The organism is Lentzea aerocolonigenes, from assembly GCF_000974445.1.
In the GTDB taxonomy this organism is placed as follows: Bacteria; Actinomycetota; Actinomycetes; order Mycobacteriales; family Pseudonocardiaceae; genus Lentzea; species Lentzea aerocolonigenes.
In genome coordinates, this window is sequence record NZ_BBOJ01000003.1 from 162263 (window position 1) to 186578 (window position 24316).

The following is a 24316-nucleotide window of genomic DNA, read 5'->3' on the forward strand; positions in this document are numbered from 1 at the left end:
CGGCTCAGCCGCCCGTCAGGATGTCCGCGGCGGCATCGAGGCCCTCCGCGGTGCCGACGACGACCGCGAGGTCGCCGTTCTCGAAGAGGAAGTCCGGGCCTGGCGACGGATGCGCGTTGCCCGCACGGACGACCGCGACGATCGACGCCCCGGACCGCGTGCGCAGAGCGGTGTCCCCGAGGGTGCGGCTCGCGAACGCGGTGACCGGCAGCTGACGGGTCGTGATGCCGGTGATGTCGCGGTGCTGCTTCGCGAGCTGCGACACGAGCTGCGGCGCGCCGAGCAGACCGGCCAGCGTCCCCGCCTCCTCCGGGGCGAGCGGGATCGACGCGGCGGTGGCGTCCGGATCGTCCTGTTTGGACAGGACGAGCTCGAACTTGCCGTCGCGGTAGGAGATCACCCCGATCCGGCGGCCGGCGCGGATCGAGAAGTCCTGCCTGACCCCTATGCCGGGCAGGGGCGTCACTTCGACGTTCACTCTGGAGTTCCTAGGGTTCGATGAGCCCGGCGCGGATCGCGTACCGGGTGAGTTCGAGACGGTCCTTGAGCCCGAGTTTCTGCAGCAGGTTGGCCCGGTGCCGTTCGACGGTCTTGACGCTGATCACGAGCATGTCCGCGATCCCCTTGGAGGAGTGGCCCTCCGCGACCAGCTTGAGGATCTCCTCCTCGCGGTCGGTGATGGCCTTCGGCGGCAGGCCTCGCTCCAGGTAGTTGCGGATCAACGAGTTGACCGCGCCGGGGTAGAGGAACGGCTCGCCGCGCATCGCCGACCGGCACGCCTCGACGAGATCGCGGTCCGCCACGGACTTGAGCACGTACCCGGACGCGCCCGCTTTGAGCGCCTCGAAGAAGTACTGCTCGTTGTCGTACATCGTGAGGATCAGGATGCGCAGGTCCGGCAGCAGTCTCGACAGTTCCCGCGCCGCTTGCAGGCCGGTGAGCCGCGGCATGGCGATGTCGAGGATCGCCAGGTCGGGTTTCTCCGCGCGGGCTGTGCTGATCGCCTCGGCCCCGTCGCCCGCCTCCGCGATCACCGTGAGGTCGGGTTCGTTGTCGAGGATCAGCCGGACGCCGCGGCGGACGAGCGCGTGGTCGTCGGCCAGCAGGATGCGCACGGTCATTCCCGCTCCTTCGCCTTGACCACCAACGTGATCTCCGTGCCTCTCGGTGTCGCGGGCCCGACGGTGAGCTCGGCGCCGACCAGCAGTGCGCGTTCCCGCATGCCCCTGATTCCCGCGCCTTCCCCGTTGTCTCGTATCCCCCGGCCGTTGTCGCGCAGGCGAAGCTCCACTTCGGACGGACGGCCGCGGAGGGTGAGCTCGACCTCGTCGGCCTGCGCGTGGCGCGCCGTGTTCGTGAGGCCTTCCTGGGCCACGCGGTAGACGACCAGCTCGGTCTCGGCGTCGAGCTCGGGCAGGTTCTTGTCGAACGACTGCCTGACGGTCAGCCCCGTCTCCGCGGTGAGGGCCTTGAGCGCACTGACCAGCCCGAGTTCCTCCAACACTCCCGGCCGCAGCCTGCGCGCGATGCGGCGGATCTCGTCCAGCGTGCCGCGCGTGATCTCCTGGACCTGGTGCAGCTCCTCGCGCATGTCCTGCGGCGACTGGTCCGCGACCCTCTTGAGCCCGAGCAACACGGCCGTCAGCGACTGCCCCACCTCGTCGTGCAGCTCCTGCGCCACCCGCCGCCGTTCGGCCTCCTGCGCCGACAACGCCCTGGCCGCGCTGTACCCGCGCTCGGCCTCCAGCCGGTCGATCATGCTGTTGAACGTGGTGATCAGCTCGGCGATCTCACCGTGCCCCCTGGCCGCCAGCCGCGGCCCCGGCTTGAGCAGGTCGATGGTGGTCATGGCGCGGGTGAGCCTGCCCAGCGGCGCGAGCCCCACGCGGATCAGCACCGCGTTCGCGATGAGCATCACCACCAGCCCGGCCGCGAGCACCAGCACCTCCCGCAGGAGCGCGGGCGTCGACACGGTGGCGGGCCCGAAGACGAGCAGGGCGGCCGCCGCGACCAGGACCAGGGCGTTGAGCAGGAAGATCCGCCCGAACAACGACACGCGCGCCGCCTCTCCGTGATCACTTCCCGCCACGCCGGCGAGGCTGACGGGCGAGGGCGCCACGTGTCCATCCGTGGCAACACCCATGTTCGCGGTGCCGCGGGGGCGGCGCTGGTCAGCACCGGCGGGGGTGGCCACGCTCACGTTGGGTGGCAGGACGGATCGTCAAGGGCGTGCTCGATGACGGATGGTGGGACGCTGGCCGGCTCGGCCGCGCTCAGGCCGCCTTCGGAACCGCGAACACCCGCAGGAAGGTGTCGAGCAGCTCGCGCCGCCCGACCAGGTCGACCTTCCCGGACTTCGCCGCCTTCACGAACGCCCGGTAGGACGGCACGTCGTCGGCACCGAGGCGCGCGGTCATCACGAGATCGGGCTCGCCGGGCGCCGGCCCGATGCCCGACTCGAACTTGCCGTCGGTCAGCACGGCGTACGCCACCAGGTCGCCGACGTGGATCTCCCACGACCCGGTGACGCCGGCCGCCTGGGCGGGCTGGAAGTTGGCGCGCAGGTTCAGCACCGCCGCGTCCGGGCTGATCACGTCGCCCGGCTGCGGGTCACCCAGCTGGGAGGAGCCCCAGCGGCCCAGTGCGAGCAGGGCCGGTTCCAGGTCCTGGCCCACCGGTGTGAGCGCGTACACGACGCCGCGCTGGGGAGCCGGTGCGACGCGGCGTTCCACCACGCCGGCCTGCTCGAGTTCCTTGAGGCGGGTGGAGAGCACGTTCGTCGGGATGCCCGGCAGGCCTGCCTGCAGGTCCGTGTAGCGGCGTGGGCGGATGGTGAGGTCGCGGACGATCAGCAACGCCCAGCGCTCCCCCACCAGGTCCAGCGCGCGGGCGAGACCGCAGTACTGGCCGTAGTCACGTCGCTTCACGCATCTATCGTAGCAAGCTTGTCCATACCTAGCGAACTTTCTAAATAAAAGTTTACTTGCAAAGATGAAGTGCACTGGTTAGCGTCGTTCTCGCTCGCATCCCAACCAGTGAAGGAACCGTCATGACCGCTGTGCTCGACCGCGCTGTCACCGCCCCGCGCCGGCCGTCCGTGTCACGGGGCATCGGCTTCGCCGGCATCTCGGCGGCCATGGTCGTGGTTCTCGTGGCGGCGGGAGCGCCGGCGCCGCTGCTGCCGATCTACCAGCACCAGTGGGGCTTCCCGCCGTGGATGCTGACCCTCGCGTTCGGCGTCTACGCGTTCTCGCTGCTGGTCGCGATCATGGTGATCGGCTCGCTGTCGGACCACGTCGGACGGCGGCCCCTGATGATCGCCGCCCTCGCGATCGACCTGGTCGCGATGGTGATGTTCCTCTTCGCACCCTCGATCGGCTGGCTGATCGCCGCCCGCGTCGTGCAGGGCGTCGCGACCGGCGCCGCGTCGAGCTCGCTCAGCGCGGCCGTCGTCGAACTGGCGCCCGAGCGGTACAAGAAGCTCGGCGCACAGATGACCAGCATGGCGCCGCTCGCGGGCCTGGGAATCGGCGCGCTCTTCGCGGGCGTGCTGGCCGAGTTCGCCGACGACGCCGTGTTCGACGTGTGGCTGGTGCTGGCCGTGGTGATGGCACTGGGCACGATCTTCGCCCTGGTCACACCGGAGACCGCGGCGCGCAAGCCGGGCGCGCTGGCCTCGCTCAACCCGCGCGTCTCGTTGCCAGTCCAGGTCCGCCGGCTGTACTGGACGACGGTGCCGGGCATCGTCGGCGGGTTCATGACGATGACGCTCTACATGGGACTCGTGCCCGTCGTGCTGGTGACGGTCTTCAAGGTGAACAGCCCGGTCGTCGGCGCGCTCGCCGGCTTCGTCGCCCTCGGCGCCGCGGCACTGGCGTCCGGACTCACGAGCCGCGTCCGCGCCCCTCGCCTGCGCACCGTCGGGACCACCGCGATGATCCTCGGCGCGGTGCTGTTCATCGCCAGCATCGGCACCACCTCCCTCCCACTGCTCTGGGCCGCCGCGGTGTTCGGCGGATCCGGCATCGGCTTCTCGTTCGCCGGCACCACCCGCGGACTCGTGCCCGAGGTGGCACCGCACGAGCGCGCGGGCCTGTTCACCGCGATCTTCCTCGCCGGCTACCTCGCGATGGGCGTCTCGGCGGTCGTGTCCGGAGTGTTCATCGGTGTCGTCGGGGCGGCGGCCACGGCGGCCGGTTTCGGTGCGGTCACCGCGATCGTCGCTCTGGCCGGAGTGGCGTTCACCCGCAGGTGACGCGGTCCGCGTGGACGACCAAGACCGTGAAGGTCCGAACCCGAGTCGGTGAGCGGGTTGCGGCTTCGCCGACCCGGCACATGCCCTCCTTCGTCGGGCGTGTGCCGGACCGAATTTCTGTGGTCGCCTTGCGGGAGTGGTTGCGGGGCGTGGTCCAGTGCCGTGCGGTGGCCGCCGGTTGCGGTGGTGGTCCTTAGGTGCGGGTTGCGATTTTTAGAATGGCGGTGGGTCGCCGAGGACCGGTTCGGGGTGGCGTTCGTAGGTTTTTCCTGCGGGGCTGCGGAAACAGAACCTGCCCGGTTTAGGTCGGCTCACCTGCCAGGCTGTGCGGTGTTTGACGCGGTGGTGTCGGCGGCAGAACGCGCCCAGGTTCGCCGCCGAGGTGGAGCCACGTGGGAACGGGACCGTGTGATCCAGATCCGACTCGTGTGACGGGCGCATGCAACCGGGAAAGCGGCAGGTCCGGTCCCGCGTCCACACGAAGCGACGCAACGCCGCGGGCGGGCGATACGTGCTCGTGCCGAACTCCAGGGCCTCACCGGTGACCGGGTCGGTCAGCAACCGCCGCCACGTCGCGTCCCCCGCCAGGTCACGCGCCAGCTCAGCGGTGATCGGACCATAGCCCGCCAACTCGCCCGGCTGCGACGAAAGGCCCAGCAGCGTGGCGGCCGAGACGGTCACGTACAGCTCCACCTTCACGGCGCTGGTCTTGTCGGGAGTGGCGAGCAGCAGGTCGGCGAACACGTCCGCGCGGACCTGATCCAGCGTCCGCGGATCAGACGGCGTGTGCGCCTGACGCGCGATCGCGTCGACCCGCGCCGAGCACGCCGCCGCCAGATGCGCGGGCAGGAACGCCCAGATCCGCGCCATGTCGTCCTCGACCGAGTCCAAGCCCGTGCAAGCTGCTTCCTGCGCTCCTCCGCTCGTTCCTCGTGGCCTTCCGGATCCACCTTCATCACCACGCGGCGCGTGAGCTGACGCATCTGCGCACCGGTCTGGCCGGATGCCTTGGCCAGCACACGGGCCTCCACCTCGGCGGCGAGATCGGCCGACAGCGGCATCGTCTGGTCGTGCAACACGCGGGCCTTGTAGAAGTCGATCTCCCCCTTCTCCAGGGCATCGAGCGTCTGCGGCAGCCTGGACGCCAGGTCCAGCGCCAGCGCGATCTGGTCGGTGGTCCAGCGCGACGTCCACCGCATCGCCGCCGCGATCTCGGCGTCGAAGAACTCCTCGCCCTCACAGGCGATCGCGTACTCCGCGATCACACGCAACGACTGCGCCTGGTGATAGGCGATCTGTTTGTGGTGATAATCGAGAGCATCGAGGACCTCGACCGCTTCCATGCCACCAATTTTATTCGTGATCAAAAACCGCAAAGGGGGCTCAGGGCCTCACGATCGAGTGAAAGTGCAGTCCAGGCAACGAGAACGAGCTTCCGTTCTCATGATCTGGTTGGACTGCCGTCTCGATGGATGATTCGACGACCTGGCGCAACGGCACGATTCTCGCTGTCTTCAGGCAGGTGCGACGTAGCCAGCGCCAGTCCATCAAGGTCGTTCCAACGCCCGTCGAAGTGTTTCCGGTTCCCCATCGCCGCGGGGTTCAGGCTCCGCACGTCAGGATTCCGCGGCCTCCGCCTGATGCACCACCTCCACGGGAGTCGTCAACACCCGGTTCGCGTCAACGGTCCGGATGCCGCCGGTCACAGTGAAGGATCCGCGCAGTGGCGTGTCCGACGACGAGCCGCCGACAGCGATGTCGACCCGGCCGGGTTCGACGATCCGCCGCAGGTCCACTCCGGTGAAGGCGAGGCGATCGGTGTGCAGACGGAACGTCACTCGGGCGCGTTGTCCTGGTTCGAGGGCGACACGGGCGAAACCGGCGAGCTGCTGGACGGGTCGGGTCACCTGCGCGACGGGGTCGTCGAAGTAGAGCTGCACGACTTCCTCCCCGCCGCGCCCGCCGGTGTTCGTCACCTCGCAGCTGATGGTGACCTCGCCGTCGGCCGGGACGGTGTCCGCGGACAGCGCGAGGTCGGCGTAGGCGAACGTCGTGTAGGACAGGCCGTGGCCGAACGGGTACGCCGGTGTCGGGTCGAGGTTGCTGACGCCCTGGGTGTTCCCGCCCAGTGGCGGGTGCAGGTAGGTGCCGGGCTGTCCGCCGGGCAGGGCGGGGATCTGCACGGGCAGCTTTCCGCTGGGCACCACCCTGCCGCTGAGCACGCCGGCGAGGGCGGGACCGCCTTCCTCACCGGGGAAGAACGCCTGCACGATCGCTGCGGCCCTGTTCACGTACCGGCCCAGCGCGTAGGGGCGGCCGGACACCACGAGCAGCACCACCGGGGTTCCGGTCGCCAGCAGCTCTTCGACGAGCTCGTGCTGTACCCCCGGGAGGCTCAGGTCCTCGGTGTCGCAGCCTTCACCGGACGTGCCGCGGCCGAAGAGGCCGGAGCGGTCGCCGACGACGGCGACGCACAGGTCCGCGGCGCGCGCGGCGTCGGTCGCGGCGGTGAAGCCCGACCGGTCGTCGTCCTTGATCGGGCAGCCGGGCGACGAGGTGATGGTCGCGCCGGGCAGTTCCGCGTGCAGGGCGTCGAGCAGGGACAGTGCCTCGATGCCGAGCGGCAGGTCGGGGTGGCGGGGCAGCACGTGGTTGGGGAAGGAGTAGCAGCCGAAGAACGCCTGCGGATCGTCCGCGCACGGGCCTACTACCGCGATCGAGGCGTTGGCTGCCAACGGAAGAACGCCCTGCGGGTTGTCGAGCAGCACGATGGCGCGCTCGGCCAGCCGACGGGCGATGTCCCGGTTGCCGGGTGGGTCGAGATCGACGGGACCTGGGGGTACCGGTGCCCAGTCGTCGTCCAGGAGACCCAGCTCGGCCTTCTGCCGCAGCACGCGCCGAACCGCGCGATCGACGTACTTCTCTTCGAGAGCACCGGAACGGACCTGGTCGAGCAGATCTTCGCGGTAGCAGAGCGCGTCGGGCAGTTCGACGTCGATTCCGGCGCGCAACGCGAGTGCGCCCGCCTCACCGTTCGAGGCGGCGACGCGGTGCATCGACGCGAGGAACGCGATCGACCAGTAGTCCGACACGACGGTGCCCTCGAAACCCCAGTCGTCGCGCAGGATTCCGGTCAGCAACGACTCGTCCGCGCCGGCGGGAACACCGTCGTTGTCGTTGTAGGAGTTCATGACCGAGCGCGCGCCGCCCTCGCGGACGGCCATCTCGAACGGCGGGAGGATGACGTCGTGCAGTTCGCGTCGTCCCATCGAGACGGGTGCGTGGTTGCGGGCCGCGCGCGAGGCGGAGTAGCCCGCGAAGTGCTTGAGCGTGGCCACGATTCCCGCGCTCTCCAGACCGCGGACGTAGGCGGACGCCATCATTCCGACCACGTACGGATCCTCGCCGAGAGTCTCCTCCACCCGTCCCCACCGGTAGTCCCGCACGACGTCGAGCACCGGCGACAGTCCTTGATGGACACCGACCTGACGCATGCCAGAGCCGATCGCGTGCGCCATCTGCTCGACCAGGGCAGGGTCGAACGTGGCGGCCCACGCGAGCGGAGCGGGGAACACCGAGGCGCGGTAGGCGGTGAAGCCGGTCAGGCACTCCTCGTGGACGATCGCCGGAATGCCCAGCCTGGTCTTCTCGACGAGCCCGCGCTGGAGCTCCGCGAGCGCGGCAGCACCCTCGGCGGGATCCACCGGCTTGCTGCCGAACGGGCGGGTGAGGTGACCGATCCCGTGCCGGGTCGCGGTCTCGAAGTCGACCTGCTGGGCGAAGATGTCCTGCATCGGTGCGACGTTCTCGACCGCGCCGTCCTCGTCGTCGGTGCCGTGCGAGGCGCCTGGCCAGACGCTGCCGAGCTGGGCGATCTTCTCTTCGAGGGTCATCTCACCGAGCAGTGCCTCGATGCGGTCGTTCGATGACATGGGTTTCCTTTGCGGTGATGGGCTACTTGCCGAATCCGGCCGTCATGCCGCTCGCGAGATGACGGCGGCCCAGGACGTAGAGCACGAGGACGGGAACGGTCGACAGCACGACGGCGGCGAGCACCGCGGGGATGTTCACGGTGAACTGGCCCTGGAAGGACCACAGCGCGAGCGGAAGCACCCGCTGCTCCGGGCTCTGGGTGAGGATCAACGGGAACAGGAACCCGTTCCAGACCGTGAGGCCGTCGTAGATCGCGACGGTGACGACCGCGGGCTTGGTCACCGGGAGCACCAGGCTCCACAGCGTGCGCCAGTCCCCCGCGCCGTCGACCCGCATCGCGTCGAAGAGCTCTTTCGGCACGTCCCGAAGGAAGTTGGCCAGGATGACCACGGTCAGCGGGATGGCGAACGCGATCGACGGCAGGATCAGCGCGAGCAACGTGTCGTACAGCCGCAGCCTCGTGATCATGTAGTAGATCGGGATGATCACGGCCTGGAGCGGGATGGCGAGGCCGAGCAGGAACAGCTTGTAGGTGATCGCGGCGGCACGGTCGGTGCGGCGGACCACGACGTACGCGGCCATCAGGGACACCGCGACGGTGACCACCACGGTCGCCAGGGTGACGACGACGCTGTTGGCGAAGTACGAGGCGAAGTCGTTGTCGAGAACGAGCTTGTAGTTGTCGAGCGTGGGGTTGGCCGGTGGCGCGAGCGGGTTTCCGTCGAAGAACCCCGCCTGGCTGCGCAGGCTGGTGACCACCACGTAGTAGACCGGTACGAGGATCACGATCAGCCAGAGGAAACCGCCGAGGCCGCCGACGATGTTCGGACGCGTGCGAGTCGTCGTCATCCCATTCCCTCCTGCTGGCTGCCGCGGTCGAACCGGGCGAGGCGGGACAGGCCGAGCGACAGCGCGACCCCGACGACCACGAGCAGGACGGCGATGGTGCTCGCCCTGCCCATGTCGTTGTTGGAGAACCCGGTCAGGTACATGTCCAGCGGCAGCAGACGTGTCGCGTTGCCGGGCCCTCCCCCGGTCAGCACGAACACGATGTCGAAGTAGGTCAACGACCCCACGAGCATCAGCGTCGACGACGTGATGATCGTGTAGCGCAGCTGGGGCAGCGTGATGCTGAAGAACTGACGCAGCGGACCGGCGCCGTCGATGGCCGCCGCCTCGTAGAGCACGGCGGGGATCTGCCGGGCCCCTGCTTGGTAGAGCAGCGTGTGGAACGGGATGAACTGCCACGCGATGACGAACACGACGACGAACAGGACGAGATCGGGATTGCCCAGCCAGTCCTGCGACAGCGCCGCGATGTGGAGTGCCTGGCTCATCCCGAAGTTCGGGTCGAGCAACGCCTTGAACGCGATGGCGATCGCCGCGGACGACAGCAGCAGCGGCAGGAAGTACAGCACCCCGAGCACCTCGCGGTACCGGCCCCGGCGCGCGGTCAGCAGCCCGAGCAGCAACGCGAACGGGGTCTGCACCACCCACGACAGGATCATGACCTTGACGCTGAGCCAGATCGCCTCGTGCGTGACGGGGTCGCCGAGCACCTCCGGCCAGTTCGCGAGTCCGGCCCACGAGGGCGTGCCGAGCCCGTCCCAGCGCATCAGGCTGAGCACGGCCACACCGGCGAGCGGTGCCAGGGCGAACACGGTGAAGAACACCAGTGCGGGCACCGCCATGAGCAACGTGGGCCCGCGCCGCTCGCTCACCGTGCTCATGGCTTGATCGTCTTGTTCATCGTGTCGGAGAACTGCTGCGGGGTGATCTGCTTGAGGAAAACCTGGCTCAGCCCGGTCAGCAGCGCGTCCGCCTGGCCGGGATCCAGCGCCTGGTCCCACGACAGCTGGAAGCTCGGTGCGTCGGCGGCGAGCTTGTAGATCTCCGACAGGTAGGCGCCGTCGGGTGATGCGCTGATCTTGCTCTCGAGCCCCTTGACCGGCGGCACCGCGCCGCCCGCGAGCAGGGTGTCGACGTACTGCGGGTTCATCACGCCGTCCTTGAGGTAGGACAACGCGGCCTGCTTCTGCGCGTCGGACGCGGTCGCGGAGATCGACCAGAAGTTCGCGGGGTTGCCGACGATGTTCGCGGGATCGCCCTTGCCGTTCGCGACGGCGGGGAACGTGGTGTGGCCGAGCTTGCCGTCGGAGATGAACCCGGCGTTGGCGGTCTTGAGCGTCGGGTACGCCCAGCTGCCCATCAGGTACATCGCGGCCTTGCCGGTGTAGAGCAGCGCGAGGTCGGCGTTGCTGTCCGTGGCGATCGAGGCGAACCCGTTGACGAACCCGCCGGCCTCGACGAGCTGCTGGATCATCGTGTTGGCCTGCAGCACCGCGGGGTGTGACCACGAGTCCGGCTTGTTCGCGGCGATGTCGGCGAACACCTGCGGGCCACCGATGCGGTCGACGAGGTACTCGAGCCACATCAGCATCGGCCACTTGCTCTGCCCGCCCAGGCTGAACGGGGCGATGCCGGCGCCCTTGAACTTGGCCACGAGCGCCATCAGGTCGTCCCACGTCTTCGGCGGCTCGGCACCGACGCGTGTGAAGAGTTCCTTGTTGTAGTAGAGAACGACCGGCTGCATCGCGTTGTTCGGCAGCGCGTAGGTCTTGTCGCCCACGGTGCCGGTCTTCACGACCGACGGCAGGAACCGGCCGGCCAGCTGCGGGTCCGCGGCCACCTCGTCGCTCAGGTCGAGCACCTTGCCCGCGTCCACCCAGGACTTGAGCGTGCCGCCACCCCAGCTGTACAGCAGCGTCGGCCCCTGGTCAGCGCCCAGGGCCGTGCGGATCTTCTGCTTGTACGCGTCGTTGGCGAAGAACGTCGGCGTGATCGCGGCGTCGGGGTGCGCTTTGTTCCACGAGTCGAACGAGGACCGGAAGGTCTGCTCGTCGCCACCGGTGAGCGACCAGGCCGTCGCCGCACCGCCGCTCGCGCTCGGTCCGCTGGTGCCGCACGCGGCGGCGACGAGGGTGACGGCAACGGCCGCCATCGCTGTGAGTTGCTTTCGGAACATCATTGTTGCCGTCCCTGTCGAAAAGTTTTCGAAACATTGATGCAACTTGTTCGAGTAAAGTAGGCAGCGCAGTTTTCGAGCGTCAACAGCTGAAGCGTCGCAAAGTTTTCGGCGAGGTTTCACCAGGTGAACGGGGAAGTCGTGACTGAGGAAGCCATCCGACGACGCGTCACGCTGGGCGCAGTCGCGCGCACCGTAGGTGTTTCGATCGCAACGGTTTCGAAGGTGATCAATGGACGCAGTGACGTCGCCCCCGCGACGCGCGCCCGGATCCAGGCCGCCCTGCTCGACCACGACTACGTCGCACGAGGCCTGGGCGGCGTGCCTCAGGGCGGCCGCACCCTGGAACTCGTCTTCGACGCCCTGGAGACCCCGAACAACCTGGAGATCGTCCGCGGCGTGACCGAAGCCGTCGCCGATTCGGGCATCGCGGTCGTCGTGGGCGTCGTGCCCGACGACCCGCTCGGCGCCGAGTGGGCGCGCCGGATCGCCGGCGCCCAGCGGGAAGGCGTCATCCTGGTCACCTCCACGCTCTCGCAGCAGCAACGCAACCACTTCACCGAGACCGGTGTCCCGCTCGTGCTCATCGACCCGGTGAACATCCCGGACAGCTCGATGCCGAGCATCGGAGCGACGAACTTCAGCGGCGGCATGGACGCCGCCAAACATCTCACCGAACTGGGCCACCGGCGCATCGGCATGGTCGAGGGACGGGCCGACGCGCTGTGCGGAGTCGCCCGCCTGCACGGCTACCACGCCGCGTTGGCCGCGGCGGGCATCACGCCGGATCCCGACCTCGTCCGGCCTGGCGACTTCACGTTCCAGAGCGGCTACCAGGCCGGGTTGGACCTGCTGGACCTGCCTGACCCGCCGACCGCGGTCTTCGCCGCCAACGACCCCGAGGCGCTCGGCGTCATGGCCGCGGCTCGTGTCCGCGGTCTGCGGATCCCGGAAGACCTGAGCGTCGTCGGGTTCGACGACATGTCGCCCAGCCGGTGGGCGTCGCCGCCGCTCACCACCGTGCGGCAGCCGTTCGCCGAGATGGGGCGCGCGGCTGCCGAGGCGCTGTTCCAGCTGGCGACCGGCGAGACTCTCAACAGCACGCGGGTGGAGCTGGCCACGACTCTCGTCGTGCGCGAGTCCACTGCCCCACCAAGCCGGTGATCAGGAGATGCGGTAACCGACTCCCGGCGTCGTCACGATGACCGCCGGACTCCCGAGCTTCCGCCGCAACCGCCCCACCGTGACCGTCACGGTGTTGGTGAAGGGATCGGCGTTCTCGTCCCAGACCTGTTCGAGCAGCGCCTCCGCGCTCAGGAACCCGGGGCTCGCCCGCAGCAGCGCCTCCAGCACCGCGAACTCCTTCACCGAGAGGTGGAGTTGGCGCCCGTCGCGAACAGCGGTGCGCCGCAACGGGTCCAGCTCGATCCCGGCCGCGTGCAGGGTGCGGGGGCGCGCGTGCGGTTTGCGGCGGGCGAGTGCCTGGATGCGCAGGATCAGTTCGGGGAAGTGGAAGGGCTTGGCGAGGTAGTCGTCGGCGCCCAGCGTCAGTCCGCTGACTCGGTCGCCGGGGGTGCTCGCGGCGGTCAGCATCAGCACCATCGGGCGCTGTGGGCGTTCGGTGATCATCTGGCACAGGGTGTCGCCGTGCAGGCCGGGGAGATCTCGGTCCAGGACGACCACGTCGTGGACGGTGAGGTCCAGTTTGGCGGCGGCGGTCAGTCCGTCGTGGGCCAGGTCGACGGCCATGCCCTGGTCGCGCAGACCCTCGGCGAGGACCTCGGCCAGGGCGTGGTCGTCCTCGACGACGAGGATCCTCATGACGCCTGGAGGTGGATGGTCACGCGCAGACCGCCTTCCGGCCGGGCGAGCAGGGTGACGTGGCCGTCGTGGGCGGTGGCCACGGAGGCCACAATGGACAGTCCGAATCCCGCGGTGCCGGTGCGGTCTTCGCCGAGGCGTTCGAAGGGCAGCAGGAGGCGGTCGACGTCCTGCTGGTCGAAGACTCGTCCGCCGGTGTCGACGACGAGCACCATCGAGTTCTCGTCTGCCGAGCCGGAGATCTTGATCCAGCCGTTGTCCTCGTTGTGCGTGACGGCGTTGTCGACGACGTTGCCGACCAGTCGTGCCAGCAGTGCGGGGCTGCCGACGGTCGTCATCGCCGGTGGCAGGTCCACGGTGACGGTCAGGCCCTTGCTCCGCGTGTCGGCGCTCCTTTCGCGCAACGCCGTGTCGACCAGGTCACCGAGGTCGACGGGGGCGGCGTCTGCCAGCGCGCCGTGTTGCGCGCGGGCCAGCACGAGGAAGCCGTCGAGGAGGTGGTCGACCCGGTCCAGCTGGGTGCGCAGGCGGTCCGCCAGCGCCACCGTCGACGTGGCGGGGTTGGGCTTCGCGACGGCGACGTCCAGCGAGGCGCGCATCGTCGCCAGTGGTGTGCGAAGTTCGTGGGAGGCGTTGGCGACGAAGCGGCGCTGCGCGGTGAACGACGCCTCCAGCCGTTCGAGCAGCTCGTCGATGGTGTCCGCGAGATCCTTGACCTCGTCGGCCGGGCCGGTGACGGCGAGCCGCTGGTCCAGGCTGTCCGCCGAGATGCGGCGCGTGGCACCGGTGATGAGCCGCAGCGGTCGCAGCACGCGCTGTGCCAGCCCACGGCCGAGCAGCAGCGAGACCACCACCATCACGATCAGCGCCAGCACCGAACCGGCCAGCAACTGGCGGGCCTGCTGCTCGTGCACCGTGCTCAACTGCTCCTCCAGCAGCCGGATCCGCAGCTCCGCGGAACTGCCCTGACCGCCGTTCGGGGCCACCTCGCTCGCGCTGCCACCAGAGAGCAGGTAGGTCAGCACGAGAAGTCCGATGCCGGACAACAGGAACACGACGGCGTACAGGATCGTGAACCGCCACCGCACGGTGCGTCTCCGCTGACCGATCATGCCTTCAGCATGCCTCGACCGACCTAACAACGGCATGACAGATGTGGTTCGGCCCGTGTTCCCGGCCGCTGCCTAGAACAGAACCCATGTCGACCAAGCTCCTCCGGCGGGAATGGACCGCCTTCCGCAGGCTCGGCCGCCTGGCCGCGCTGGCCACCGCGGCCCTCGCGATCATCGGGCTGGGCCTGCTCTACGCCGTGGGCAACCATTCCTCCTGCGACGGTCCCTGCCCGGCCGTTCCCACCGCCGCCGACGGCTCCGTGGTGAGCGACGGGTTCTGGTTCCGGCATCGCGACCTGGGCGAGCAGGGCAGCATCACGGTCCGGCTGACCTCGATGACCGGCACGATCACCTATCCCCCGCCCGACCACGACGAGATCGTGCCGGGCCTGGTGCCGTGGGCGAAGACCGGAATCATCATCAAGGACGGGGTGCGGCAGGGTTCGCAGTACGCCGCGCTGATGATGACCGGCAGCCACGGCGTGCGCTTCCAGCACAACTACCGGCACGACGTCGCCGGAACCGGCGGCGGCGTCACAGAACAGTCGCCGCGCTGGCTGCGCCTGACCCGTGCGGGCGGCACCATCACCGGCTCCGAGTCGGCCGACGGCGAACGCTGGCACACCGTGGCGACGGTGCAGCTCGACGGACTTCCCGCCACCGCCCAGGCCGGCCTCTTCGCCACCTCCCCCGGCGACCTCACCCTCCGCCCGACGGGCCTCGGCGGCGCGATCGAGGAGGTCCGGTTCACCCAGGCCGTCGGCGTCTTCGACAACGTCACTGTTGAGAGCGGCACCGCGGGCGCGTGGCAGAGCGAGCCGGTCGGCGACATGAACCACACCGACTGGGAGAAGCACCACAACGCGTCGGGGGCGGTGGAGAAGAACGGCGTCGTCACCATCAGCGGCACCGGCGACATCGGCCCGCTCGGCGACGGCGCGGCCCCCGGTGCCGCGAAGTCCCTGACCGGCCTGGTGATCGCGCTGATCATCGTGATCGTCGTCGCGGCCCGCCACGGCGCCCGCGCGGCTCACGAGTCCCGCCCGGTGATCGCCGCACGCGCCGCGATCACCGGGGCGGCCGCCTTCGTCACCGGACTGGTGGCCGTCGCCGTCGTCCTCCCCGTGAGCACGGCGATCCTGAAGAGCAACGGTGTCCCGGTGGCTCCGATGCCCGTGCTGACCACCGTGCGCCTGGTCGTCGGCATCGCGACCGTGCTGGCGCTCTGCGCCGTTCTCGTTCTCGCGCTCGGCGTGCGGGTGCGTCGCGGCTGGACAACTGTCCTGATCGGACTGTCGCTGATCGCGCTCCCCTATGCGGTGACTACGTTGCCGCTGCTGCCCGACCCGGTCGCCGAGTGGTTGTTGCGGCTCACGCCGGCCGCCGCCTTCGCCGTTCAGCAGACAACGGCCGAGTACCCACAGGTGATCGCGCACTACGCACCTTCGACCGGGTACTACCCGTTGCCGTGGTGGGCAGGTCTCCTCGTGCTCTGCGCCTACACAGTCATCGTTGTGCGCGTGGCGGTTCGCGGCGCACCGGCAGCGAACACCGTGCCGCAACCGGAACCTGCGCGGTGATCGCTTCGGCTCCCCGCCGCCGGTCCGTGTGGCACACTGCTGTTAAGTGGACCTTCTTCTGCTGAAACTGTTTCTGGCGCCCTCGCTGGTCGTGGTCTCCGCTCTGGCCGGCCGCAGGTGGGGACCGGCCGTCGCGGGAGTGCTCGTCGGGCTGCCGATCGTGGCCGGGCCGATCCTGTTCATCACCCACCAGCAGCACGGCGCCGCGTTCCTCGAGAGCGCAGCCGGTTCGTCACTGCTCGGACTCGTCTCGCTCGCCGTGTTCGCCGTGGTGTTCGCCCACGTCGGCCGGCGGGCGGGCTGGTTCGTCACCACGGCGACCACCTGGGCCGCTGTGCTCTGCGCCGACTTCGCGCTGTCGTTTCTCCGTGTTCCGGTGCTCGTCTCGTTCGTCTGCACCCTCACCGCGACCACGATCGCGGTGTTCGCGATGCCGAAACCCGAGCCGGACCACCCGCCCGACTCGACACCGTCACCGCCACCGAGGTGGGATCTGCTGGGCCGTGCCGCGGCCACCGGCGGCCTGGTGCTCGTCGTCACCACGGCCTCCACCGCGCTCGGCCCGGGCTGGACCGGTCTGCTGGCACCGTTCCCCATCGCGACCAGCGTGCTGGCGGGTTTCGTCCACGCCCAGCACGGGTCCGCGATCACGGCGCGAGCTCTGACAGGCGTGATCACGGGCCTGTTCGGTTTCGCGTCCTTCTGCTTCGTGCTCACCGTTCTCGCCGTCCCGCTCGGTACCGCCGCGTTCGCAGCCGCGGCCGGGGCGACGATCGTTGTCCAGGTTCTGGTGGTGCGCATCCGGAACGCGGCCCGCCGAGCCTTGATCACCCGGCTGGCATCATGGCCGCCATGTGCGCCTACGTCCTGGTGGCCGAAGACGAACCGAAACAGGCTGAGCTGATAGGGCGCTTTCTCGCTCGGGAGAACCACACGTTCCAGCTGGTCGGCGACGGACGCACGGCGCTCGACGCGATCCGCGGCCGCCGGCCCGACCTGCTGGTGCTGGACCTGATGCTGCCCGGCGTCGACGGGTGGGACGTCTGCCGGGCCGTTCGAGCCGAGGACGCCGACCTGCCCGTGCTGGTGATCAGCGCACGGGCCGACGCCGACGACAAGTTGCTCGGGTTCGACCTCGGTGCGGACGACTACCTCGCCAAGCCGTACGACCCCCGTGAGCTGATGGCGCGGGTGCGGGCGTTGTTGCGGCGGTCCGGGGCGAACAGCGCGGTGGCGCGGCGGGCGTTGCGGGTCGGCGACCTCGAACTGGATCCGATGCGGCACGAGGTGCGGATCGGTGGCCGGCCGGTCGCCTGCACGCCTGCCGAGTTCCGCATCCTGGCCGTGCTGGCCGCCGAGCCGGGGCGGGTGTTCAGCCGGGCGCAGCTGCTCGAGGACGGGTACGGGCTGGACGGGTTCATCACCGAGCGCACGATCGACGTGCACGTGCGCAACCTGCGGCGCAAGATCGAGGCCGACCCCGCGACCCCCGCGTACCTGCTGACGGTCTACGGGGTCGGGTACAAGATCACGGATCTGGGCGATCGTGACCGGTAAGCCTCGCCGCCTGCGGTTGCTGTTGCTGGCGGGCACCGTGCTGGTCTCGGCGTGTTCGATCGCGGCGACGGCGTGGCTGTCGGTGCAGAGCACGACGCAGACGTTGCAGGCCGAACAAGGTCGCAAGCAGGCGGGACTGGCCCGTGTCTACGACGCCGTGCTCGGGTACGGGGCCGTCCACCCCGACTGGTCGGGCATCACGCCGCTGATCGAGGACCTCAGCCGCCAGACCGGGTTGCACATCCAGCTCACCACGGCGGAGCGGACCCTCATCAGCGGCACGGCCGGCGCCGAGGACCTGCAGGCGGCCAACCAGCCGGCCGCGGTGGTCGATCCGCTCAACGTCGACCTCGACCTGCGACCGGACACCCCGCAGGACCGCATCGACCCCCGCGCTGTGGGCCCGTTCCTGCTCACCGCCGAGGAACAGCGGGCGTCACGAGTGGCAGCCGAGGCGGACGCCGCCTGCGCCCGCCGTGACGGGATCGCGGCGGAGGTCCGGACGAGTCCGTCCGGACACTCGTACGCCTGGCCCTACGCGGACAGGTGCAGGTCGCTGGTGCTGAACCAGCCGACGGAACAAAGCGCGCTCCAGCAGATCAACAAGCACGTGCACGACTGCCAGATCAGCAACAGGACGCCGTACAGTCCGGCGTACATCGGTGCCGACGGCGCACTGGAGATGCTGCCGTTCCCGGACTCGACACCTCTGAACGACAAGTGCCTGGCCAACGCCCGGCGCGCGGTGCTCGCGTCCCACGTGGCCCCGGCCGCGTTCCTGTTCGTCGGGCAACCGGCGGGCCGGCGCACCGTCGTGGGCCTGCCCGCCGCCGGGATCACGCAGATCGCACTCGCCGCGTCGCTCGTGCTCGTGCTCGCGATCGCCGTGAGCTTCCTGTTGGCGGGGCGGGTGTTGCGGCCGTTGACCGTGCTCACCGCGGCGGCCAGGCGAATGCGCGCGGGCGACCTGTCGGCGCGGGCGGAGGTCAAGTCGCGCTGGGAGGTCTCCGAGGTCGCGGCGGCGTTCAACGACATGTCCGCGCACCTCGCGCACGCGGAGACGTTGCGCAAGAACATGGTCAACGACCTGTCGCACGAGCTGCGGACGCCGCTGGGCACGATGCGCGGGTGGCTGGTCGCCGCGCAGGAGGGTGTCGCGGACCTGGACGCCGACCTGCTGGAACTGCTGCTGCAGGAGACGCTGGTGTTGCAGCAGCTCGTCGAGGACCTGCAGGAGCTGGCCGCCGCCGACGCGGGCGCGCTGAACCTGCGTCCGGAACCGGTGGACGCCGCCGAGCTCCTCGCCGGAGTCGCGGCCGCGCACCAGGTCGTCCTCGACGTGCCCGCCGGACTTCAGCTGCGGCTGACCGCGGATCCGGTGCGGCTGCGGCAGGTGGTGCGCAACCTCGTGGTCAACGCCATGCAGCACACCCCTGCGGACGGGCGGGTCGCGGTCGGCGGCCGCGTCGAGGGCGACGAGGTCGTGCTCACCGTCTCCGACACCGGGAACGGCATCGCGGCGGAGGACCTGCCGCACGTCTTCGACCGGTTCTGGCGGGCCGACCGCTCCCGCGCTCGCGTCACCGGCGGACGTGGTCTCGGCCTGGCGATCGCGAAGCACTACGTGTTGGCGCACAAGGGAACCATCAGCGTGGCGAGCGAGATGGGAGTGGGCACGACGTTCACGATCCAGCTGCCCCGCGAAGAAACCTGAACATCATCTTCTCGGGTTCTTAACAACTTTGCCCGAACCTCCGCGGACATGCGACACCGGCTCCCCCCGCCTCCGTCGGCGCTGCGCGGACGCGTCGTCGTCGCCGCCGTCGCGGCAGGCGCTTTCGCCGCGGCAGGCGCGGGCCAGACAGTGCACGCCGCAGCCACCGAGGTCCAATCCACGAATGGCGGGGCGACGTTCGGCGGAACGGGTGGCGACGCCCGCTCCGCCCCTCAGGTCCTCGCCGTCTCCCGTGCGACGCCGGAAGGTGCCGCCGAAGCCGCCAAGCTCCTGCGCAGCCAGCAGATCACGACGCGGCGGGAGGCGACGGAAGCGGAGAAGACCCGCCCGAAGTTCGCCCGCCCCGCCGTCGGCGACTTCACCTCCGGCTTCGGCAGCCGCTGGGGCAGGCTGCACCTCGGCATCGACATCGCGGGCCCCATCGGCACCCCGATCCTCGCCGCCGCCGACGGCGTGGTGAAGGACGCGGGCCCTGTTTCGGGCTTCGGCCAGTGGGTCCGCCTCGTGCACGCCGACGGCACCATCACCGTCTACGGCCACGTCGACACCTACAGCGTTCGCGCGGGCCAACGGGTCCAGGCGGGCCAGCAGATCGCTCGCATGGGCAACCGCGGCGAGTCCACCGGCCCCCACCTCCACTTCGAGGTGTGGAACCCCGCCGGCAACAAGATCAACCCACTCCCCTGGCTCAACGATCGAGGCATCACCGTCTGAGTGCGCCAGGCACACGAGAAGGAGGACCGCGACGTGACGTCGCACCCCTCGCGCCGCGCCGTGCGCGGAGCATTCGTCACCACGGCGGCAGTCGTCGCGGCCGTGCTCCCCACGACGCCGGGCAACGCACAGCCTTCCGCGGCTGACGCGCTCGCGAAGTTCAACGAGCTGTCCCAGAAGGCCACGCAGCTCAACCAGGACAAGCTGAAGGCGCAGGGCGACCTGACCGCCAAGCAGGGTGAGCTGGACAGAGCCAAGGCCACCCTGGCCACCGCCCAGGAGGCCGCGCGGCTCCAGCGGGGCCAGGTGGACCTCCTCACCGAGGTCAGCTACTCGGGCGCGCGCTTCAACCAGCTGTCCGCGTTGCTCGTGAGCGACTCGCAGCAGGACTTCCTCAACCGCATGTCGGCCCTCAACATCCTCGCCGCCGACAACGCCGAGGCGATGCGGAAGCTCACCAGCGCCATCGACGCCGCGGACGCCGCCACCAGAACCGCCGACGAGGCAACCGAGGCGTCGAAGAAGCTGCTCGCCGAGATCGACCAGAAGAGCGCAGACCTCCAGAAGCAGCTCAACGATGCCCGCACCCAGTACGACTCGCTCAGCGCCTCGACCAAGAGCTCGCTCAAGAACGGCGGCGACATGTCGGCGATCCAGGCCCCGCCGGGAACCGCGGGCAAGGCGCTGCAGTTCGCACTCGACCAGCGCGGCGACAGGTACGTCCACGGCGCCACCGGCCCGGACGCCTGGGACTGCTCCTCGCTGATCCAGGCCGCGTACCGCTTCGCCAACGTGTCCATCGGCCGCACCAGCTACGACCAGGCCAAGGCAGGCCGCGCGGTCAGCCGCGGCGAGGTGAAGCCCGGCGACATCATCGTCTACTACTCCGGCCAGTCCCACGTGGCGATGGCGGTGGACAGCGTGCGCGCCGTGCACGCGTCGACAGAGGGCGTACCGGTGCGGATCGCCGACATCGACTCCATCGGCCCGATCAGCGTCATCCGCCGCATCAGCGACTGAGAACACTCGTGCGCCACCGGTCACTTGCGGGGCGTGACCAGGCCCGTCTCGTAGGCGACCACGACGGCTTGGGCCCGGCTGGTCAGGTTGAGCTTGGTCATCACCCGGCTGAGGTGGGTCTTCACGGTGCCTTCGCTGATGGTGAGCTGGCTTCCGATCTCGTGGTTGGTGATGCCGGTGCCGACCAGGTGCAGCACTTCGCGTTCGCGGGTGGTGAGGGAACCGAGCTCAGGTCCCGGGTCGAGCCGGGACGTGCGGGTGTTGTCCTGCAGGAACGTTTCGATGAGCCGGCGGGTGACCGTGGGGGCGAAGAGCATGTCGCCGTCCGCGACGGTGCGGATCGCGGTGAGCAGCCGGTCGGGGTCGAGTTCTTTGAGGACGAACCCGCAGGCTCCGGCGCGCAGGGCCTCGTAGACGTACTGGTCGAGGTCGAAGGTGGTGAGCATGAGGATCCGCGGCGGGTCGGGCGTGCCGGCGAGGATGCGGCGGGTGGCGGTGATTCCGTCGGTGCCCGGCATGCGGATGTCCATCACGACCACGTCGGGTGTGGTGGCCGCGGCCAGGGCGACCGCCTGGTCACCGTCGCCGGCCTCGCCTGCGACGGTCAGTCCCGGCGCCGCGGTCAGCAGTCCGACCAGCCCGGCCCGGATCAGCGGTTGATCGTCGACCACCAGCACGCGGATCATCGGCGCACATCACTCCCCCTGGTGACGTTGCGACCGTCGCCGATCACCGCGAGGTGCCGGGTGCGACGGCCAAGGCACCACCAGTTCTACTGCGAATCCGCCTCCCGCTCGGGGCTGCGCGCGCAGAGTTGCGCCGTAAAGCCGGGCGCGTTCGTGCATTCCGAGCAGACCGTGTCCGCCACTGGAGTAATCACCTTCCGACCGCGGCGCGGTGATCGGGCCGTCGTTGGTGATGGTCGCGGTGACCTGTAGTGGCTCGCGGCGCAGCACGACGTCGGCGCGGCACGGGGCCGCGTGTTTGATGGCGTTGGTGAGCGCTTCCTGGACGACCCGGTACAGGGTGAGTTGCAGCCCAGGGGGCAGGTCGTCGACCACGCCGTGGATCTCCAGGCCGGCTTCGACTCCTGCGCCGCGGACTCGTTCGACCAACGCCCCGAGCTGCGCGAGGCCCGGCGCGGGATCGGTGAGCTCCGCGTCGGGCAGGGGGTTCGGGGTGTCGGAGGCACGCAGCAGGTTGAGCACCCGCCGCAGTTCTTCCAGGGTGTCGCGGCTGGTGTCACCGATGGTGTCCACGGCGGCTCTGGCGGTGGCGGGGTCGCTGTCGAACACGTAGCGGGCCAGCCCGGCCTGCAGGGAGATCACCGACAGGTGGTGGGCGACGACGTCGTGCAGTTCCCGCGCGACCTGCAACCGTTCCTGGGTGACGGCGTGCTCGACGCGGTGCTCCTGCTCCCGCCGCAGCTGCTCGGTGGCGTGCGCCAGCTGCTGGTTGCGCCGGCCCAGCTGCCGCGACAGCCCGCCCAGCAGCCACACCACCGCGGGCGTCACCACGCCCTGGGCGACGGCCACCACGGTCGGCACCTCAGGCGCCACCTCGCCGCTGTAGAACAGCAGCGCACCGAACAGCACGGCCGCCGCGGCCGTCACCCGCGGCGACTTGACCGTGGCGACGATGTAGAACGCCAGCATCGGCCCGTAGAGGTTGAAGCTCGGGAAATGTCCGAGCGCCAGATATGCCCCGTACGCCGACGACACCAGCACCAGAGCCGGCACCGGCGCCGTCCGGCAGACCGCCAGCGGAGCCCAGATCAGGCCCGTCAACAGGTACGCCCACACGTCGAACGGCTGCCACCCCGCGGGCCGGTACAGGGCACCGACCACGCACATGGTCGCGCACAGACCCAGAGCCAGCCCCACGTCCACCACTCGCGGGTTCAGGCGCCGGAGCCGCGACGTGAGCGCCCTCCACTTCACGGCCGGAATTACCACGCCGCAGATCGTATTCGGATTTGCCGTCCAATGGAATCTGTGACCGAGGGCCTACCCCTCAGGTTTACTCCTACGGTCAGGGTTTACCTCTGTATCTAATTCTTGCAGGATGTACCTTGCGGGCGCTCGCACTAATTTTCGCTTGTCCGCAACACAACCGTTGAAGAGGGGGATTTCGATGTCATTGTTCCGAAAGCTCGTGGCGAGCGCCGCAGCCTGTTCGGCGCTGGCCCTCGCGGGAATGCCGGCCCAGGCGGCAACTCCGGAGATGCCCGTCGACGCGCAGGGCTCGTGGCACCTGATCTGGGGCCCGGCGTCGCACAGCCCGACGAAGTACTGGGCAACCCCTGACTTCGTGCCGCAGAGTTCCAGGCTCGGAGGCAACTTCCGCTGCTGGGGTGGCGATGTCGACGGAACCGACATCCGGGCCACGATCGTCCGCACCCGCGACAAGCACCGCATGAACAACCCCACCTACCTCGACTGCGACGGCAGCTTCAAGAAGGTGGAGATCACGAACGCGCGTTCAGGAGAGGCCTACTACATGCGGCTGGAGCTCAAGGGGAAGGCGCACACGATCGAGGCGAAGGCGTACTACTTCCGGTAGAAGTCAGGCCGGCCGGTCTGCACGAAGCCACGTCGTGCAGACCGGCCCCGATGTTTTCGTCAGGACTGGAACTCCGGCGTGACCCAGTAATGGCTGTCGTTCCACGTCTGAGTCGGGAATCCGTCGTCATAACTGTAGACACCCGCGTGCGCCGGCAGGATGAACGGCGCCTGGATGACCGTCGCCGGGAACATGTTCTCGGTCGACCGGTAAAGCCCGCGCCACGAGGTGAACGACGCGACGTACTCCTCGCCCGGCACCACGCGCACAGGCGTGGCGAACGGCTCGGTGTAGGCGCTGTCGACGCGCTTGTCGGCCAGCAACGTCCCGTCGCCCCGCCACAACCGCACCCTGCTGGCCTCACCGGCGTTGTTCCACAGGAAGATCCTGGTCACGGAGCCCGGCCGATCGACCCGGAACCGCAGCCCGAGTTCCACCGGACGCCCTTCGGAGTCGTACGCGGCCGGGTTCTCCGAGTAGAAGCCGCACGAGTAACAGCCCCCGGTCACGGGTGCGGGGACGCCGACGTACAGCGTCCTGGGCGCGGAGACCTCGCCGTGCGCGGTGTCGGTGTTGACCCGGCTGACGACCGTGTAGACGCCGGGCTCGTCCGGAGTGAACACGTACGCCCACAACGCCTGCGTGATGCCGGTTTCGCCGCCCAGCCCGACGGTGGCGGTCCGGTGTCCGGACCTCCAGGTCGTTCCGCCGTCCACCGACACCTCGTACTCCCGCAGGTTGTCGGGCCCGGTCTGCTCGTAGCCACCGCCCGAGATCAGCACGGGTTCGCCGACCTCGATCCGCCCGCCGTTCGAGGGCGTGTAGATGTGGGACTGCGGGAGCGGGGCCACCGCGTGGGCTGCACCGGAGACCAACAACAGCGCTGCCGCGGCGGCCGTCAAAACCTTGGGCCACACCGATCTGACGCGGGACGGGTCGAAAAAGTCCTGCCAGGCCATGCTTTTCTCCTCGCGATCGCTTCGACACGGGAGGTCTCCCCCG

23 protein-coding genes and 1 pseudogene are annotated in these 24316 nt (G+C 69.5%); 9 read left to right on the forward strand and 15 right to left on the reverse strand.

What is annotated here, in order from left to right; genetic code table 11:
- Window positions 1–4 precede the first annotated feature (4 nt).
- From AOM45_RS06845 to AOM45_RS06860, 4 genes are all read right to left on the reverse strand, one after another.
- On the reverse strand, window positions 5–478 hold the full coding sequence (locus AOM45_RS06845; RefSeq protein WP_030469844.1) for a cation:proton antiporter regulatory subunit: 474 nt from the start codon (window positions 476–478) through the stop codon (window positions 5–7).
- Between the two features lie 10 nt (window positions 479–488).
- Complete coding sequence (locus AOM45_RS06850) at window positions 489–1121, reverse strand: response regulator (RefSeq protein ID WP_030469845.1); 633 nt, start codon at window positions 1119–1121, stop codon at window positions 489–491.
- Window positions 1118–2119, reverse strand: coding sequence for a sensor histidine kinase (locus AOM45_RS06855; RefSeq protein ID WP_236703188.1), 1002 nt, complete (start codon window positions 2117–2119; stop codon window positions 1118–1120). The genes AOM45_RS06850 and AOM45_RS06855 overlap by 4 nt, the downstream gene beginning before the upstream one ends.
- A 154-nt stretch (window positions 2120–2273) precedes the next feature.
- Window positions 2274–2927, reverse strand: a complete 654-nt coding sequence (locus AOM45_RS06860) for a winged helix-turn-helix transcriptional regulator (RefSeq protein ID WP_030469847.1) — start codon at window positions 2925–2927, stop codon at window positions 2274–2276.
- 122 nt (window positions 2928–3049) lie between these two features.
- On the opposite strand from AOM45_RS06860, the gene AOM45_RS06865 reads away from it, so the two are divergent.
- Window positions 3050–4255, forward strand: a complete 1206-nt coding sequence (locus AOM45_RS06865; RefSeq protein WP_051784040.1) for an MFS transporter — start codon at window positions 3050–3052, stop codon at window positions 4253–4255.
- A gap of 213 nt (window positions 4256–4468) precedes the next feature.
- Here the strand turns inward: AOM45_RS06865 and AOM45_RS52680 are convergent, their stop codons facing one another.
- The 6 genes and pseudogenes from AOM45_RS52680 to AOM45_RS06895 all read right to left on the reverse strand — a co-directional run bounded on the left by AOM45_RS52680 (window position 4469) and on the right by AOM45_RS06895 (window position 11189).
- Window positions 4469–5125, reverse strand: a complete 657-nt coding sequence (locus tag AOM45_RS52680; protein ID WP_082157628.1) for an HNH endonuclease signature motif containing protein — start codon at window positions 5123–5125, stop codon at window positions 4469–4471.
- 50 nt (window positions 5126–5175) lie between these two features.
- Window positions 5176–5598, reverse strand: a pseudogene (locus AOM45_RS53425) (DUF222 domain-containing protein); the annotation flags it as partial.
- A 273-nt stretch (window positions 5599–5871) separates the two neighbouring features.
- Window positions 5872–8187, reverse strand: coding sequence for a beta-xylosidase/alpha-l-arabinosidase (locus AOM45_RS06880; protein WP_030466893.1), 2316 nt, complete (start codon window positions 8185–8187; stop codon window positions 5872–5874).
- Window positions 8188–8209: 22 nt separating this feature from the next.
- The gene (locus AOM45_RS06885; RefSeq protein WP_030466894.1) at window positions 8210–9037 is read right to left on the reverse strand and encodes a carbohydrate ABC transporter permease; all 828 of its coding nucleotides are present in this window, start codon (window positions 9035–9037) and stop codon (window positions 8210–8212) included.
- Entirely contained in the window at window positions 9034–9918 is an 885-nt protein-coding gene (locus AOM45_RS06890; protein ID WP_030466895.1) for a carbohydrate ABC transporter permease, read from the reverse strand. Before AOM45_RS06890 ends, AOM45_RS06885 begins: the two co-directional genes overlap by 4 nt.
- Window positions 9915–11189, reverse strand: coding sequence for an extracellular solute-binding protein (locus AOM45_RS06895; RefSeq protein WP_439646818.1), 1275 nt, complete (start codon window positions 11187–11189; stop codon window positions 9915–9917). The genes AOM45_RS06890 and AOM45_RS06895 overlap by 4 nt, the downstream gene beginning before the upstream one ends.
- A 165-nt stretch (window positions 11190–11354) precedes the next feature.
- Between AOM45_RS06895 and AOM45_RS06900 the strand changes: the two genes are divergently transcribed.
- Window positions 11355–12377, forward strand: a complete 1023-nt coding sequence (locus AOM45_RS06900) for a LacI family DNA-binding transcriptional regulator (RefSeq protein WP_030466897.1) — start codon at window positions 11355–11357, stop codon at window positions 12375–12377.
- Here the strand turns inward: AOM45_RS06900 and AOM45_RS06905 are convergent, their stop codons facing one another.
- Window positions 12378–13034 (reverse strand): response regulator transcription factor, encoded by a 657-nt coding sequence (locus AOM45_RS06905; protein WP_030466898.1) that lies wholly within the window; start codon window positions 13032–13034, stop codon window positions 12378–12380.
- On the reverse strand, window positions 13031–14146 hold the full coding sequence (locus AOM45_RS06910) for a sensor histidine kinase (protein ID WP_030466899.1): 1116 nt from the start codon (window positions 14144–14146) through the stop codon (window positions 13031–13033). The genes AOM45_RS06905 and AOM45_RS06910 overlap by 4 nt, the downstream gene beginning before the upstream one ends.
- An 86-nt stretch (window positions 14147–14232) precedes the next feature.
- On the opposite strand from AOM45_RS06910, the gene AOM45_RS06915 reads away from it, so the two are divergent.
- From AOM45_RS06915 to AOM45_RS06940, 6 genes are read left to right on the forward strand one after another with little or no spacing between them, the layout of a single operon-like run.
- On the forward strand, window positions 14233–15726 hold the full coding sequence (locus AOM45_RS06915; RefSeq protein ID WP_035909789.1) for a DUF1349 domain-containing protein: 1494 nt from the start codon (window positions 14233–14235) through the stop codon (window positions 15724–15726).
- Window positions 15727–15772: 46 nt separating this feature from the next.
- Window positions 15773–16630 carry a hypothetical protein gene (locus tag AOM45_RS06920; protein ID WP_063757005.1) on the forward strand — a complete coding sequence of 286 codons (858 nt, stop codon included), beginning with the start codon at window positions 15773–15775 and terminating at the stop codon, window positions 16628–16630.
- Window positions 16579–17283, forward strand: a complete 705-nt coding sequence (locus AOM45_RS06925; RefSeq protein ID WP_030466902.1) for a response regulator transcription factor — start codon at window positions 16579–16581, stop codon at window positions 17281–17283. Before AOM45_RS06920 ends, AOM45_RS06925 begins: the two co-directional genes overlap by 52 nt.
- Window positions 17273–18997, forward strand: coding sequence for a sensor histidine kinase (locus tag AOM45_RS06930; protein ID WP_030466903.1), 1725 nt, complete (start codon window positions 17273–17275; stop codon window positions 18995–18997). The genes AOM45_RS06925 and AOM45_RS06930 overlap by 11 nt, the downstream gene beginning before the upstream one ends.
- 48 nt (window positions 18998–19045) lie before the next feature.
- Complete coding sequence (locus AOM45_RS06935; protein ID WP_030466904.1) at window positions 19046–19732, forward strand: M23 family metallopeptidase; 687 nt, start codon at window positions 19046–19048, stop codon at window positions 19730–19732.
- On the forward strand, window positions 19733–20752 hold the full coding sequence (locus tag AOM45_RS06940) for a C40 family peptidase (RefSeq protein WP_236703191.1): 1020 nt from the start codon (window positions 19733–19735) through the stop codon (window positions 20750–20752). It begins immediately after the preceding gene.
- Between the two features lie 20 nt (window positions 20753–20772).
- Here the strand turns inward: AOM45_RS06940 and AOM45_RS06945 are convergent, their stop codons facing one another.
- Both AOM45_RS06945 and AOM45_RS06950 read right to left on the reverse strand, forming a co-directional pair.
- On the reverse strand, window positions 20773–21438 hold the full coding sequence (locus AOM45_RS06945; RefSeq protein ID WP_030466906.1) for a response regulator: 666 nt from the start codon (window positions 21436–21438) through the stop codon (window positions 20773–20775).
- Between the two features lie 9 nt (window positions 21439–21447).
- Complete coding sequence (locus tag AOM45_RS06950) at window positions 21448–22707, reverse strand: sensor histidine kinase (RefSeq protein WP_156093744.1); 1260 nt, start codon at window positions 22705–22707, stop codon at window positions 21448–21450.
- A gap of 178 nt (window positions 22708–22885) precedes the next feature.
- On the opposite strand from AOM45_RS06950, the gene AOM45_RS06955 reads away from it, so the two are divergent.
- Window positions 22886–23314: a hypothetical protein gene (locus AOM45_RS06955; protein ID WP_156093745.1), complete on the forward strand. Its 429-nt coding sequence runs from the start codon at window positions 22886–22888 to the stop codon at window positions 23312–23314.
- 59 nt (window positions 23315–23373) lie between these two features.
- Here AOM45_RS06955 and AOM45_RS06960 read toward each other — a convergent pair whose 3' ends face one another.
- Window positions 23374–24273 carry a DUF4082 domain-containing protein gene (locus AOM45_RS06960; RefSeq protein ID WP_030466909.1) on the reverse strand — a complete coding sequence of 300 codons (900 nt, stop codon included), beginning with the start codon at window positions 24271–24273 and terminating at the stop codon, window positions 23374–23376.
- Window positions 24274–24316: the final 43 nt, after the last annotated feature.